The sequence below is a fragment of the Corallococcus sp. AB045 genome (assembly GCF_003668895.1).
GTDB lineage: Bacteria > Myxococcota > Myxococcia > Myxococcales > Myxococcaceae > Corallococcus > Corallococcus coralloides.
Map to the genome: position 1 here is coordinate 1 of NZ_RAWN01000227.1, position 14,256 is coordinate 14,256.

Annotated in this window: 12 protein-coding genes and 1 pseudogene; 12 read left to right on the forward strand and 1 reads right to left on the reverse strand. The window is 72.0% G+C overall.

Going from position 1 to position 14,256, the window contains the following annotated elements:
• The 6 genes from xseA to D7Y21_RS35250 all read left to right on the forward strand — a co-directional run.
• Window positions 1-1,551, forward strand: a 1,551-nt coding sequence (gene xseA, locus D7Y21_RS35225; protein ID WP_121718019.1) for an exodeoxyribonuclease VII large subunit, incomplete at its 5' end; no start/stop codon positions are given.
• A 43-nt stretch (window positions 1,552-1,594) separates the two neighbouring features.
• Entirely contained in the window at window positions 1,595-1,933 is a 339-nt protein-coding gene (gene xseB, locus D7Y21_RS35230; protein ID WP_120565593.1) for an exodeoxyribonuclease VII small subunit, read from the forward strand.
• A gap of 27 nt (window positions 1,934-1,960) precedes the next feature.
• Complete coding sequence (locus D7Y21_RS35235; RefSeq protein WP_120565592.1) at window positions 1,961-2,350, forward strand: PleD family two-component system response regulator; 390 nt, start codon at window positions 1,961-1,963, stop codon at window positions 2,348-2,350.
• A gap of 5 nt (window positions 2,351-2,355) precedes the next feature.
• A complete protein-coding gene (locus D7Y21_RS35240) occupies window positions 2,356-3,249 on the forward strand; it encodes a polyprenyl synthetase family protein (protein WP_120565591.1) in 894 nt (297 codons plus the stop codon).
• Window positions 3,249-5,006: a 1-deoxy-D-xylulose-5-phosphate synthase gene (locus D7Y21_RS35245; RefSeq protein ID WP_121718020.1), complete on the forward strand. Its 1,758-nt coding sequence runs from the start codon at window positions 3,249-3,251 to the stop codon at window positions 5,004-5,006. Before D7Y21_RS35240 ends, D7Y21_RS35245 begins: the two co-directional genes overlap by 1 nt.
• Window positions 5,003-5,743: a TlyA family RNA methyltransferase gene (locus D7Y21_RS35250; RefSeq protein ID WP_120565589.1), complete on the forward strand. Its 741-nt coding sequence runs from the start codon at window positions 5,003-5,005 to the stop codon at window positions 5,741-5,743. Before D7Y21_RS35245 ends, D7Y21_RS35250 begins: the two co-directional genes overlap by 4 nt.
• Window positions 5,744-5,752: 9 nt before the next feature.
• Here D7Y21_RS35250 and D7Y21_RS35255 read toward each other — a convergent pair whose 3' ends face one another.
• Complete coding sequence (locus tag D7Y21_RS35255; protein ID WP_121718021.1) at window positions 5,753-7,324, reverse strand: hypothetical protein; 1,572 nt, start codon at window positions 7,322-7,324, stop codon at window positions 5,753-5,755.
• A gap of 457 nt (window positions 7,325-7,781) precedes the next feature.
• Here D7Y21_RS35255 and D7Y21_RS35260 point away from each other — a divergent pair, with 457 nt between their 5' ends.
• The 6 genes and pseudogenes from D7Y21_RS35260 to bacP all read left to right on the forward strand — a co-directional run.
• Window positions 7,782-10,280, forward strand: coding sequence for an ATP-binding protein (locus D7Y21_RS35260; protein WP_120565706.1), 2,499 nt, complete (start codon window positions 7,782-7,784; stop codon window positions 10,278-10,280).
• Between the two features lie 5 nt (window positions 10,281-10,285).
• Window positions 10,286-12,172: a tetratricopeptide repeat protein gene (locus D7Y21_RS35265; protein ID WP_370039715.1), complete on the forward strand. Its 1,887-nt coding sequence runs from the start codon at window positions 10,286-10,288 to the stop codon at window positions 12,170-12,172.
• 12 nt (window positions 12,173-12,184) lie between these two features.
• Window positions 12,185-13,021 (forward strand): alpha/beta hydrolase, encoded by an 837-nt coding sequence (locus D7Y21_RS35270; RefSeq protein WP_121718022.1) that lies wholly within the window; start codon window positions 12,185-12,187, stop codon window positions 13,019-13,021.
• A 53-nt stretch (window positions 13,022-13,074) separates the two neighbouring features.
• Complete coding sequence (bacN, locus tag D7Y21_RS35275) at window positions 13,075-13,416, forward strand: bactofilin BacN (RefSeq protein ID WP_120537550.1); 342 nt, start codon at window positions 13,075-13,077, stop codon at window positions 13,414-13,416.
• Window positions 13,417-13,478: 62 nt separating this feature from the next.
• Entirely contained in the window at window positions 13,479-13,802 is a 324-nt protein-coding gene (locus D7Y21_RS35280; RefSeq protein WP_120565586.1) for a polymer-forming cytoskeletal protein, read from the forward strand.
• 3 nt (window positions 13,803-13,805) lie between these two features.
• Window positions 13,806-14,256, forward strand: a pseudogene (gene bacP, locus D7Y21_RS35285) (bactofilin BacP); the annotation flags it as partial.

A 14,256-nucleotide genomic window follows, 5' to 3' on the forward strand; every position in this document is an offset into this window, starting at 1 on the left:
ACACCGTGCGCTCCGGCCGCCGTCACCCCGCCGCCGCGCCCGGAGCGCACGGTGTTGTCGGTGGGCGAGCTCACCCGGCAGATCAAGCAGACGGTGGAGTCGCGCTTCCCGCGCGTGCTGGTGCGCGGCGAGGTGTCCAGCTTCCGCGGCGCCAACGCGCGCGGCCACTGGTACTTCACGCTCAAGGACGCGGACGCCTCCATCGACGCGAAGGTGTGGGCGTCCATGGCGGGGCGGATCCGCTTCGCGCTGCGCGACGGCATGGAGGTGGTGGCCGAGGGCAGCGTGGACCTGTACGAGCCGCAGGGCCGCTACAGCCTCATCGTGTCCCGGCTGGAGCCGGTGGGCGAGGGTGCGCTGGCGCTCGCGTTCGAGCAGCTCAAGCAGCGGCTGGCGGCGGAGGGGCTCATCGGCGACCGGCGCGTGCGGCCGCCCCGGCCCGTGCCGTTCCTGCCCCGGCGCATCGGCGTCGTCACCAGCCGCACCGGCGCGGCGCTCCAGGACTTCCTGCGCGTGCTGCACTCGCGCAACCCCCGGCTGGGCGTGCTGCTGGCGGACGCGCGCGTGCAGGGCGAGGGCGCCGCGGAGGACGTGGCGCGGGCCATCGAGCGGCTTTCGCGCACCGACGTGGACGTCATCGTCGTGACGCGCGGCGGAGGCTCCGTGGAGGACCTCTGGACGTTCAACGAGGAGCGGGTGGCGCGCGCCATCTTCGCCTCGCCGGTGCCGGTGGTGTCCGCCATCGGCCACGAAATCGACTTCACCATCTCGGACTTCGTCGCGGACCTGCGCGCGCCCACGCCCAGCGCGGCGGCGGAGCGGCTGGCCCCGGTTCTCGCCGACCTGGAGCTGACGCTGGCCACGCAGTCCGGCCGGCTGCGCCGGGCCATGGAGCGGCGGGTGCTGGAGCTTCGCGGGCGCCAGGGCCAGCTTCGCGCGCGGCTGCCGGACCCTCGCCGCGAGGTGAACCACCAGCGCCTGCACCTGTCCGAACAGGTGGAGGCGATGATGCGCGTGCTGCGGCCCCGCACGCGCGAGCACCGGGAGACGCTGCGCGCCCTTCAGGAGCGGCTGCAGCGGGCGCGGCCCCAGACGCGGTTGTCGGAGCAGCGGGCGCACCTGCTCAAGCTGGCCATGCGCCTGTCGGAGGCGGCGCGCGCGGGAGTCACCCGCCGGCGGGGCGCGCTGGCGGACGCGCGGCTGGGGCTGGAGCGGCAATCCCCCACGGCGCGGGTGGCGGCCGAGCGGGCGAAGGTGGCCCAGGCGCGCTCGCGGCTCCTGGAGCTGCAGCGGGGCATGTTGGCCTCCGCGCAGACGCACTTCGGACGGTTGGGGGGCCGCCTGGACGCCCTGAGCCCCCTGAAGGTGATGTCTCGCGGCTACGCGGTGACGTTCCGCCAGCGGGACGGCGTCGTGGTGCGCTCCATGGCGGACGTGGTGGTGGGGGACGTGCTGGGCATCAAGCTGGCGGCCCACGGGGCGAAAACCCTGGGAGGGTGTGAAGAAATCGAAGCGACCGTTACCAGCCTGAAAGGCCCGGTGGACTGCTAGCGGGCCACCCTCTACATTCCGCGCCCCGCTCGGGGAGAGGTGGATGGCCGTGGCGAAGTCGGACAAGAACCCCAAGGTGGAGCCCGCCCCGGAGCAGTACGGGGACGTGGTGTCGCGCCTGGAAGAGACAGTGGCGCGGCTGGAAGGCGGCGACCTGTCACTGGAAGAGTCGCTCAAGGCGTTCGAGGAGGGCATCCGCCTCGTCCGCCGGGGCGAGAAGCTGCTCACGGAGGCCGAGCAGCGAATCGAGCAGCTGCTGGTGGACGAGGACGGCCAGGACGTGGTGGCGCCGCTGGCGGTGGCGGCCCGGCCCGCTCCCCAGGCTGCCCCCCGGACGACCGCGCAGGCGCGTCCGCCACCGGAGGACGATGTCCCGTTCTAGGCATCAGGGGAAGGGCGGAGGCCGGGCATGTCGAAGCCGAAGATTACGATTGTCGATGACGACCGCGACACGCGTGAGCTGCTCGCCGAGGCCCTGGGGGCCGAGGGGTTCGAGGTCACGTCCGCGGCCAATGGCCTGCGGCTCGTCGCGTCGCTCGAGCTGCACCGGCCGCACGCCATCCTCCTGGACGTGAACATGTCCTGGATCAACGGCTTCGAGCTGTGTCAGGCCGTGAAGCAGAACAAGCAGTTCCGGGACATCCCCATCATCTTCATCAGCGGGCGGGGAGACCCGGAGGACAAGCGGCGCGGCATGGAGGTCGGCGCGGCCGACTACTTCGTGAAGCCGCTGGAGCTGGACGCGCTCGTCAAGCGCATCCGCGAACTCATCCCCGCTGACGTGGCGAAGGAGCCCTGACGCCGATGGCCGCTTTCAACCTGGAACCCTTCATGCGCACGCATCAGTCGCGAGTGGAGGCGCTCCTGCTCGAACGCGCGGACCGCCTGGGTCCCGAGGGCACGCCGCCGCGGCTGGCGGAGGCCATGCGCTACTCGCTGCTCGCGGGCGGCAAGCGCCTGCGCCCGGTGCTGTGCCTGGCCTTCGCGGACGCGGTGGCGAAGGCGAGCACCGACAACGCCGTGGTGGCGGACGCGGCGTGCGCGCTGGAGTACGTGCACACCTATTCGCTGGTGCACGACGACCTGCCCTGCCTGGACAACGACGACCTGCGCCGGGGCCTGCCCACGAGCCACAAGGTCTACGGCGAACCGCTGGCGCTGCTGGCCGGAGACGGCCTGTTGACGGAGGCCTTCCACGTGCTCGCCGGAGGGCCGGAGCCGGTGCGCGGCATCCTGTGCGTGGAGCTGGCGCGCGCGGCGGGCGCGAGCGGGATGGTGGGCGGGCAGGTGCTGGACATCGCGGCGGACCGGACCGCGACGCTGGACTACCTCCTGCGGCTGCACCGGATGAAGACGGGCGCGCTCATCCTCGCGGCGTGCCGGATGGGCGTCCTGGCGGCCGGGGGCGACGCGGCGGCGCTCGTGAGCGCGGTGACGTACGGTGAAGCGGTGGGCCTGGCCTTCCAGATCGCCGACGACGTGCTGGACGTGACCTCCAGCGCGGAGGCCATGGGCAAGCCGGTGGGCGCGGACGCGGAGGCCGGGCGCTTCACCTTCCCGGCGGTGGTGGGGCTGGACGAGTCGCGCCGCATGGCCGATGAGCTGGTGGCCCGGGCGGAGGCGGCGGTGCGCCCGCTGGAGGGCGTGGACGGTCCGCTGGCGGCGCTGGCGCGCTACACGGTGGAGCGGAAGTCCTGATGGCGGACGTGCTGTCTGGTGTCGCGTCTCCCGCGGATGTGCGCGCGCTCCCCGAGGACGCGCTGCCCGGCCTGTGCGAGGCGCTGCGCGAGGCCATCATCACCACGTGCGGCCGCGTGGGCGGCCACCTGGGCGCGTCGCTGGGCGCGGTGGAATTGGTGGTGGCCCTGCACCGCGTCTTCCACACGCCGCAGGATGCGCTCCTCTTCGACGTGGGGCACCAGGCGTACGCGCACAAGCTGCTCACCGGCCGGCGCGACCGCATGCACACGCTGCGGCAGGCGGACGGCATCGCGCCGTTCCTGGATCCGCGGGAGAGCCACCATGACGCGCTTGCGGCCGGGCATGCGTGCACGGCCATCTCCGCGGCGCTGGGCCTGCTCTCCGGCCGGCGGCAGCTGGGCCACTCGGGCCACGTGGTGGCGGTGGTGGGCGACGGCGCGCTCACCGGGGGCCTGAGCTTCGAGGGGCTCAACAACGCGGGGGGCAGCCCGCTGCCGCTCGTGGTGGTGCTCAACGACAACCAGATGTCCATCAGCGCGAACGTGGGCGCCATCCCCGCGCTCCTGCGCACGCGCAACGCCCGCGCCTTCTTCGAGTCGCTGGGCTTCACCTACCTGGGCCCGGTGGACGGGCACGACCTGGGCGCGCTCACGCGGGCGCTGCGCGAGGCGAAGGCGTCATCGCGCCCGGTGGTGGTGCACGCGCTGACGAAGAAGGGGCGGGGCTTTCCGCCCGCGGAGGCCGACGAGCAGACGCGCGGCCACGCGATGGGGCCGTACGAGTGGCGCGACGGTAAGCTGGTGCGCTCGCGCGGGGGACGGCCCACGTACAGCGAGGCCTTCGCCCAGGTGCTGGGTGATGCGCTGGAGCGGGATCCTCGCGTGGTGGCCGTGACGCCCGCGATGCTGGAGGGCAGCGCGCTCACCGGCCTGAAGGCGCGCTTCCCGGACCGCGTGCACGACGTGGGCATCGCGGAGCAGCACGCGGTGACGTTCTGCGCGGGGCTGGCCGCGGCGGGCGCGAAGCCGGTGTGCGTCATCTACTCCACCTTCCTCCAGCGCGCGTACGACCAGATCGTCCACGACGTGTGCCTGCCGGGGTTGCCCGTCGTCTTCGCGGTGGACCGGGCGGGGCTCGTGGGCGCGGACGGCGCCACGCACCAGGGCGCCTACGACGTGTCCTTCCTCCGGCCGCTGCCGGGCCTCACGCAGTGGGCCCCGGTGGTGGGGGAGGACCTGGGGCCCATGCTCGCCACCGCGCTCCAGGCCCCCGGGCCCTCCGTGCTGCGCTTCCCGCGCGGCACTTTGCCGGACCTCCCGCCGGAGCTGGCGCGAACGGAGTCCGAGGTGTCCGTGTCGGGCGCCCGCTGGCTGAAGCGCGTGGCCGGCTCGCGGCTGACGCTGGTGACGCTGGGCCCGCTGGGCCTGTCCGCGCTGGAGGCCGTGCGGAGCGAGCCGGACTGGAGCGCGCTGGACGCGCGCCGGGCGTGGCCCCTGGATGAGGCCGCGCTCCTGGAGGCCGCGGCGGGCGGGCACGTGGTGGTGGCGGAGGAGGGCACCGTGCGGGGCGGCCTGGGCAGCGCGGTGCTGGAGCTGTACGCCGCGTCGGGCGTGTCCCCCCGGGTGACGCTCCTGGGCATGCCGGATGTCTTCCTGCCGCACGGGGACGCGCGGGTGCAGCGCACGCAGCTGGGACTGGACGCGGCGGGCCTGCGGCGCGCGGGCCGTGCGCTGCTGGGAGAGGAGAGCCGGTGAAGCCGAAGAAGGAACGCCTGGACGTGCTGGTCGTGGAGCGCGGGCTCGCCGAGTCGCGCACCAAGGCGCAGGCGCTCATCCTCGCCGGCCAGGTGGTGGTGGCGGATCAGCGCGTGGACAAGCCCGGCTCCCTGGTCCCCGTGGAGGCCGAGCTGCGCCTCAAGGGCGAAGTGCTGCCGTACGTGTCGCGCGGAGGCCTCAAGCTGAAGGCGGCCATGGACCGCTTCGGCCTGGACGTGACGGGCCGCGTGGGCGCGGACATCGGCGCCAGCACCGGCGGCTTCACCGACTGCCTGCTCCAGCACGGCGCGGTGCGGGTGCACGCCATCGACGTGGGTTACGGCCAACTGCACGAGAAGCTGCGCGTGGACCCGCGCGTGCGCTCCCGCGAGCGGGTCAACGCGCGCTACCTCACGGACGAGGACCTGCCGGAGAAGGTGGGCGTGGTCGTCATCGACGTGAGCTTCATCTCGCTCACCCAGGTGCTGCCGTCGGTGCTGCCGTTCCTCTCACCGGGCGGCCTGCTCATCGCCCTGGTGAAGCCCCAGTTCGAGGTGGGGCCGGAGCGGGTGGGCAAGGGCGGCGTGGTGCGCGACCCGGAAGCGCGGCAGGACGCCATCGACACCGTGACGGCGTTCGTGCGCGAGCACGGGCTCAGCGTTCGTGGGGTGATGGACTCACCCGTGCCCGGGCCCGCCGGCAACGTGGAAGCGCTCCTCGTCGCCGACAGGCCCTGAGGGCCGCCGTCACGGCTTGACGGCGCGGTATTCGGGCAGCGTGAGTGCCTGGACCAGGTTGTTGCCCAGGCGCATCCACAGCCGCCCGCTGTCATCCACGGAGCAGGACAGGCTGCTGGAGACCTCGTAGCGGAACAGCTCGCCCTTTTCGGCGGTGTCCACCGCGATGATCTCCTGGGGCATGGTGGGCAGGCCGGAGGAACCCGGGGCCGGGCCGGCCAGGATGTAGAACTCGGAGCTGGTGGCGCGGCCCATCTGGACCTGGAGGATCAGCAACTGGCCGGACGCGTCCACGGAGGTGCCGCCCTTGTTGGCGACGAGGCCGTTTTCGCTGTCCAGGAACCAGACGCGCTGCAGGCCCACGATGGCCAGCCGCGAGCCCGCCGCGTAGGGGAACACGCCCTGGATCTCCACGGGGAAGAATTGCGAATCCCACTTGTGCGCCGAGCCCTCGCAGCCGTCCTGTGAGGTCAGGCACGCCTGCACGCGCGCCTGGTTGTTGTTGAAGGGGAAGGAGATGTAGATGACCGAGCCGTCGGTGTTGAACGCAGTGAGCGGGGGATGCTCCACCGCGCCCGTGAACTGCAGGATGGTGCGCTCACTGACCGCGGGAATGCTCCCCGTCTTGGTCGCGTCGACCGTGACCACCACCAGCTCCACCAGGAGCCCGGTCGACACCTGGGGCACGCGCACGATGGGGATGAGGACCTGCTCGGCCACCTGCTTCGCCGGCCCCACGGGCGCCCACGGCTGCTGGTAGGTCCACTGGAAGGTGCCGCCCGTCGCAGTGTGCTGGAGCCGCGACACGGTAGGACCGTCACTCACGAGCGCGTCGCCGTTGCTCATGACGGACAGGTTCTTCAGTTTGTAGGACGGCGCCGTCTTGCCCGAGACGACGAAGTTCGAGTCCACGGCGATCGCGCCGAAGCCCGGGGTCCACACCCAGCGCTTGTTGCTGGTCGGATTCAGTTCGGTGACGACCGTGGCCGCGCTGCAGGGGATCTGCATCTCCAGGGAGTTTCTCACCACGCCCGCCGAGTCCACGCGGTAGAGCGTGCCGGTGCCGGTCGTGGTGATGCCGCACCCGATGAAGGCGACGTTCGTGCCGCTGCCCTCGGCGGTGAAGAAGTCCGTCACCACCTGGCCGTTGGGATCCGGATCCTTGATGACCTTCGTCACCGGCAGGAACGTGGCCGGCTGAGGCTGGGACGAGTTCGTCCGGCCGTCCGCGCACGTCGCCCGCGCGTTGAGCGACAGGCTGACGGCGAGCCCGCGGGTGTACTTGATCTCATTCTGGGCCAGCTCGAAGTCCATGGACCCGCTGGTGTAGGGCACGGTCTTCAGGAACGTGTCCCGGTCGTAGATGTCCACCCGCGACACGGAGTCACACCCGGACACGATGACCCGCACCGTCAGCGACGGGGCCGCCGTGTTCGGCTGCGGCACGGTGAGTGTCACCGTCGGCGGGTCCGGAATGGGAGCCGGCTTCTCACCACCACAGGCGGCGAACACGGAAGCACAGAGGGTCAGCAAGGCCAGGAAGGCCCGCGGCGCGAACGGGCGCGAAGGGACGGAGTGCATGGTTTCGCACTCTACCGCGCTCCCTCGGGAAGCGGGCGGGGCCACGTCCCAGGGCCCTTCCCCCGGAGTCCTGATCGAGAGAACCCCTGAAAATCCCCGCCCGGCGCCTGCCCGCCCGCCCAGCCGCCAACCGGACGGGAAGGATGGTGTTGGAAGAAAGTGACAGCCTGACTGTTTTCGTGGGATTCCACCCCTACAAGGGGGTGGGCGGGCGGTTTCCGGTCATCGGACCATCACGCGCGTGCGGGATTCCGGAGGAAGAACACCGGTCCGGGGTATACGTCGCGCGCCTTTTCCCACCCCTCTCGCTTGAGGAGAGCCCTGTTCATCTGCTGGCCCGCGGACGGGTTAGACGGCATGATCCGGAATCGACCATGACCTCTTTCGCACCCAACGGGTTTCCGCGACGTCGTTCCCTGTCTGGGCGGGGCGGAGGCGCGCCGTGAGGATCGAGATGTTGTCGTCTGAGCAGCGGGGGCGGGTGCTGGTGCTCGCGGCGAAGGCCGCGGGTGACGCGCTGGTGGAGCGGCTCACGGCGAGTGGCTACCAGTGCGCATCCACGGAACGGGAGACCGGGCTGGCGGAGATGGTGGATCAGCTCCAGCCGGAGGTGGTGCTCCTGGCGGTGACGGCCAAGCGGGCGGCGGAGCTGCTGGAGACGGTGCGCAAGACGGACAAGCTCCAGCGCCTGCCGGTGCTGGTGGATCAGGGCCGCGCGCGCTCGGCGGAGGCCTTCAAGCGGCTGGCGGTGGACGACTTCGTGCGCGGCGCGGATGAGCTGGTGCCCCGGCTGGAGTCCGCCCTGCGCGCCTGGAGGCTCAAGGAGCGCGAGGAGCGCATCCGGATGCGCATGGGGATGCTGCTCGAAATCACCCAGGCGGCCACCAGCTCGCTGGAGCTGGAGGAGATCCTCCGCATCGCGGTGGAGAAGGTCGGCCAGGTGACGGGCACGGACCGCTGCTCCGTGGTGCTGGTGGAGGGCAGCCACGCGCGCACGGCCACGGTCGTCGCGACGCAGGAGGACCCCAGCCTCGTCCAGCTGGACATCGAGGTGGCGCGCTACCCGGAGCTGCGCCGCGCGCTGGAGACGCGGCAGCCCGTCCTGATTGAAGAGGCGCAGCGCGATCCGCTGATGGCGGAGGTGCGCACGTCGCTGTTGCCGCAAGGCGTGAAGTCCATCCTGGTGCAGCCGCTCATCTGCCAGGACGACCTGCTGGGCGCGCTCTTCCTGCGCGTGTCCAAGGGCGAGGCGTCCATCGGGCGCGACGAGCAGGAGTTCGCGGAGGCGGTGGCGGGTGTGCTCGCCAACTCCATCCGCAACGCGCGCCTGCACACGGCGGTGAAGAAGAAGCGCGAGGACCTGGAGCTGGCGTACGTGGAGCGCTACCGCGAGCTCAACGACGCGAACCGCCGCCTGAAGGAGCTCAACCGCCTCAAGGATGAGATCATCGCGGTGTGCAGCCACGACCTGCGCGCGCCGCTCCAGGTGCTCCTGGGGCACGGCCGGCTGCTGTTGGAAGGGCCGCTGGAGACGCAGCAGAAGCAGTCCGCGGAGGCGATGATCCGCCAGGGCCGGAAGATCCTCACCCTGGTCGAGTCCCTGCTGGAGAAGGGCAAGGGCGAGGCGGCGCGCCTCTCCATCGAGCCCCGCGTGCTGGACGTGGCGCAGCTGTGCCGCGACGCCGTGGCGGAGCTGGAGATCCTCGCGGCGGAGAAGGCCGTGTCGCTGCGCTCCGAGTGCCCCGACAGCCTGATGCTGATTGGCGACGAGGTGAAGCTGCACGAGGTGCTGCAGAACCTCATCAGCAACGCCATCCAGCACGCCAGCGACCCGGGCGTGGTGGTGGTGCGCACGCAGCGGCTGTCGCGGCCGGACGGCGACGCGGTGCGGGTGATGGTGAGCGACAACGGGGTGGGCATTCCCCCGGACGAGCTGCACCTCGTCTTCGACCGCTACCGTCACGGGCCCAAGGGCACGGGGCTGGGGCTGGCCATCTGCAAGGAGTTCGTGGAGCTGCACGGCGGTGAAATCTGGGCGGAGAGCCCGGCCGACGGCGGCTGCACCTTCGTCTTCACGCTGCCCCTGGCGCAGGAGGCCGCGCGCAACCCCCGGCCGCAGCCCGCGCCCGGCGCCGCGCCCGAGCAGCCGCGCGTGCTGGTGGTGGAGGACGAGCCGGAAATCGCGGCGGTGCTGTCGGAGGTGCTGCGCTCGAAGTACCGCGTGGAGGTGGCGCGCGACGGCGCGGAGGGCCTGGCGAAGGCGCGCGCTTCACGGCCGGACCTGGTGGTGATGGACGTGTTCCTGCCCAAGCTGGACGGCCTGGACGCGGCCATGGCGCTCAAGTCCTCGTCGGACACGGCGCACATCCCGGTCATCCTCCTGTCCGCCCACCAGGGCGTGGCCGACAAGGTCCGCGCGCTCAACCTGGGCGCGGTGGACTACATGGCCAAGCCCTTCAACGCGGTGGAGTTGCTCAACCGCACCGAGCGCGCGCTCAAGCTGCGCCAGGGCGACAAGGAACAGCAGGACAAGACGAACTCGCTGCAGCGGCGCACCGGCAGCGATCCGGCGACGGGCCTGCTCGACCGCCGCGGCCTGCTCCTGCGCTTGGAGCAGGAGGTGGCCCGCAGCCGGCGCTACCACCGCGCCCTCACGCTGGCGGTGCTGCGTCCGGACCGCGAGCTGGACGTCATGCCGCCCAACATGGCGGAGGTGATGCGCAAGCGCGTGCGCCACCCGGACTCCATCTCCCATCTGGGGCTGGGCGTCTTCGCGGTGGTGCTGCCCGAGTGCAACGCGGACGCGGCGCGCACGGTCATCAACCGCCTGATGCCGGACGTGGAGCAGGTGACCTCCATCGAGTACCGGGCCGCCATGGCGGACGTCAGCCAGGACAGCGATCCGGTGGAGAAGCTGCTGGAGAAGCTGGGGGCGCCCCCGCCCGAGGTCCACTAGCCCGCGTGCGCCCGCTCCCGCTCCTCAGCCGTGCCGCCGTGATGTGCCTCGCGCTGGCCGCCGGAGGTTCGGGGGCCGCGCCCGCGAGGAAGGCCCCGGCCCCGCACGTCGACCGCGAGGCGATGCGCGAGGCCATGGATGCGAGCAGCCGCGACGACGAGCCGTCCGCGTCGTCCGCCAGCTACGCGCACTACCTCCAGGCGCGGCTGATGCACCTGGAGGGCAACCACCGGGCCTCGGTGGACGAGCTGCGGCTGGCGCTCGCCACCGACGACGGCAACCCGACCCTGCTCACCCAGTTGGGCGAGGAGTACGCGCGCCTGGGCGACCTGGAGCGCGCCGAGCGCGAGCTGCGCCGGGCCGTGGAGAAGGCCCCCACGCACTACGCCGCCCACGTGCTCCTGGGCCGGGTGTTGCTGGAGTCCGGCCGCACGGCGCGCGCGAAGCAGCACCTGCGCCGCGCGGTGGCCCTGCGCCCTCGCGAACCGGAGGCGTACCTCGTCCTGTCGCAGCTGTACCTGGACGCGAAGGACCCCGACGAGGCGGTGAAGGTCGTGGAGTCGCTGGCCCACGCGCTGCCCGGAGAGGCCTCCGGCTACCGGCGGCTGGGGCTCGTCCTGGCCGAGCGCGGCGACGCGGCCCGCGCCGAGCGCCTGCTCGCGAAGGCCTCCGAGCGCGACCCGGGCGACGTGGAGGTGTGGTCCACGCTGGCCCGGCTCTACGAGGACTCCGGCAAGCCGAGGGAGGCGGAGGACGCGCTGGCCCGGGCGCTGGAGGCGGATCCGGACAGCCGTGAGGTGCTGCTGTCCGCGGGCCGTGCCGCGCTGAAGGGCGGGTCGGTGACCCGGGCGCGGGCGTACTTCGACCGGCTGCTGTCGCTCTCCGCGTCGCCGGAGCTCGCCGTGCGCGTGGCCTTCAACTACCTGGCCTCCGGAGAGTCCGCCGCCGCGAAGGAGGTGCTGGACGCCGCGCGCAAGGACGCGCCGGACGAGCCCCGGCTGGCGTACTACGCGGGGCTCGTCGCGGAGCGCACGCGCCGCTTCTCCATCGCGGCCGCGGACTTCGCGGGCGTGCCCCCGGACTCGGAGGTGTTCCCCGACGCCCGAGTGCGCCAGGCCCGCTGCTTGTCGCTGGCGGGAGACCATCCGCGCGCGCTGGCGCTCTACCGCGCGGCCATGTCGGAAGCGCCTGACGACGTGGAGGTGCGCGTCGGCTACGCCCGGGCGCTGGAGCGCGGCGGGGACGCGGCGCGAGCGGAAGGCGTGCTGCGCGAGGTGCTGGCGGGGGAGGGCGGGGCGCTGGCGTACGACGCGCTGGCCATCCTGCTGGAGCGCCAGGGCCGGGCTTCGGACGCGCTCGCGCTCTTGAGGGACGCCGTCGCGAAGGCGCCGAGGAACCAGGACCTGCAGTTCGCCCTGGGCACCCTGCTGGAGCGCCAGGGCGACGTACCGGGGGCGCTGTCGCGCATGCGGGCGGTGCTCGCGCTGAAGCCGGACCATTCCGCCGCGCTGAACTTCATGGGCTACGTGATGGCGCAGCGGGGCCGGGGCCTGGACGAGGCGGAGCGGCTGGTGCGCCGCGCGCTGGCGCTCCGGCCGGACAACGGGGCCTACGTGGACTCGCTGGGGTGGGTGCTCTTCCAGCGCGGCGACGCGAAGAAGGCAGTGGAGGTCCTGGAGCGCGCGGTGGAGCTGTCCCCGGACGACCCCGCCATCCTGGAGCACCTGGGGGACGCGTACCTCAAGGCGGGCCGCGCCCCGGAGGCCGTCCGGACCTGGCAGCGCGCGCTGGAGGTGCTGACGCTGGAGCCGGAGGCCGCCGAGCCCGCGGACCAGCGCACCACCCTGGAGCGCAAGTTGAAGGCGCTACCCTCGACCGCGCCGGGCCGCTAAGGTCCCGGGCTCATGGCCCGCCACGACGAAGGCTTCTTCACCGGGAAGGACAACACCCGGCTGTTCTGGACGCTGGACCTGCCGGACACGGCTCCCCGCGCGCACGTCGCCATCGTCCACGGCTACGGCGACCACATCGGCCGCTACCGGCCCGTCATCGACGCACTGGTGCAGGACGGCTTCGCCGTGCACGGCTTCGACTACCGGGGCCACGGCCGCGCGGACGGCCGGCGCGCCTACGCCGCGAAGTGGACCGAGTTCCTCGACGACCTGGACGGCTTCTGGCAGCGCGTGCGCAAGGCCGCGGGCAACGAGAAGATCTTCCTGCTCGCCCACAGCCACGGCGGACTGATGGCCGCGCACGCCCTGACCGGCAGGCTGGAGGGCCTCTCCGGCGCCATCCTCTCCGCGCCCTACCTCAAGCTGGCCATCACCCCGCCGGCCGCGAAGGTGCTCGCCGCGCGCATGGTGGGCACCCTGGTGCCGTGGATGAAGGTCCCCTCGGGCCTGGCCCCGGACATGCTCAGCACCGACCCGGACATCCAGAAGGCGGTCGGGGCGGACCCGCTCTACGTGCCCTTCGCCACGCCTCGCTGGTTCGTGGAGTCCACGGCCGCCCAGGCCCAGACGCTCGGGCTGGCGCCGAAGATTCAAGTGCCGCTGTTCGTGCTGTGCGGCCAGGAGGACGGGGTGGCGCTGCCGGCGGCGGCGCGGGCCTTCTTCGAAGCGGCGGGGACGGCGGACAAGAAGTTCAAGGAGTACCCCGGCATGCGGCACGAGCCGCTCAACGAGCGGGACCGCGCGACGGTGTTCCAGGACATCTCCGGCTGGATCTCCGCGCATCTCTGACATAATCAGGTCGCCCCGCTCCCGACGGAGCAGGCGCTGGCGAGGATCACCTCATGGCACAGGGTGAAACGGGCATCATTGGCAAGGGCATCGTCATCAGGGGCAACCTCACGGGCGGAGGGGACCTGGTCATCGAAGGACGCGTGGAGGGGCAGATCGCCCTGAAGAACCACCTCACCATCGAAGGCACCGGCAAGGTGCAGGCGGACATCCGCGCCGAGGAACTGACCATCAACGGCGAGGCGAGCGGCAACATCGACGCCTCCACGCGCGTGGCCATCAACGCCTCGGCGAAGGTCGCGGGCGACATCAAGGCCCCGCGGGTCGTCATCGAGGATGGCGCCGTGTTCAACGGCTCCATCGAGATGGACGTGAAGTTGCCGGACGACATCTAGCATCCACCGGGGACCGACCCACGGCCCCCCATGCGCACAGCTTCGAGAAGGCGGACACACTCATGGCGAATACGATCATTGGCTCGAGCATCGTCATCGACGGGGAGATCTCCGGGGACGAGGACCTGGTCATCCAGGGCACCGTGAAGGGGAAGATCTCCCTCAAGGAGAGCCTCTACGTGGAGGGCTCGGGCGTCGTCGAGGCGGACATCGAGACGCAGAACGTGGAGATCGCCGGCCGCGTGACGGGCAACATCGCCGCCAGCGACAAGGTCGAGCTGAAGACGGACTGCCGCGTGGTGGGCGACATCAAGGCCCCGCGCATCCTCATCGCCGACGGTGCCTCCTTCAAGGGCAACGTCGACATGGACATGAAGGAGCGCTGATCCGTGGCGACCGCGAAGGATCTTGCAGGCAACTCCGTCGACAACACCGTGGTGGGGCCTTCCATCCTCATCAGCGGTCGGCTCACGGGTGACGAGGACCTCACGGTCCGCGGGCGCGTCGAGGGTGAGCTCACCCTCAGCCGTACCCTCATCGTGGAGCCGTCCGGCGTGGTGAAGGCCAACGTGGCGGTGCGAAACGCCATCGTCAGCGGCGTGGTGGTGGGCAACATCAACGCCACGGAGAGCGTGGAACTCACCCGCGAGGGCCGCATGGTGGGCGACATCCGCGCCCCCCGCGTCATCATCGTGGACGGGGCCAGCTTCCGCGGCCGCGTGGACATGGGAGACGTGGAACCGGGCCGGCTGCCGTCCGAACGCCCCGCCGTGGCCCGCCCCCAGGCGGTGACGCGCCCCACGGTGCGTCCGGGCGCCACCCCGCCGCGTCCTCCGACGC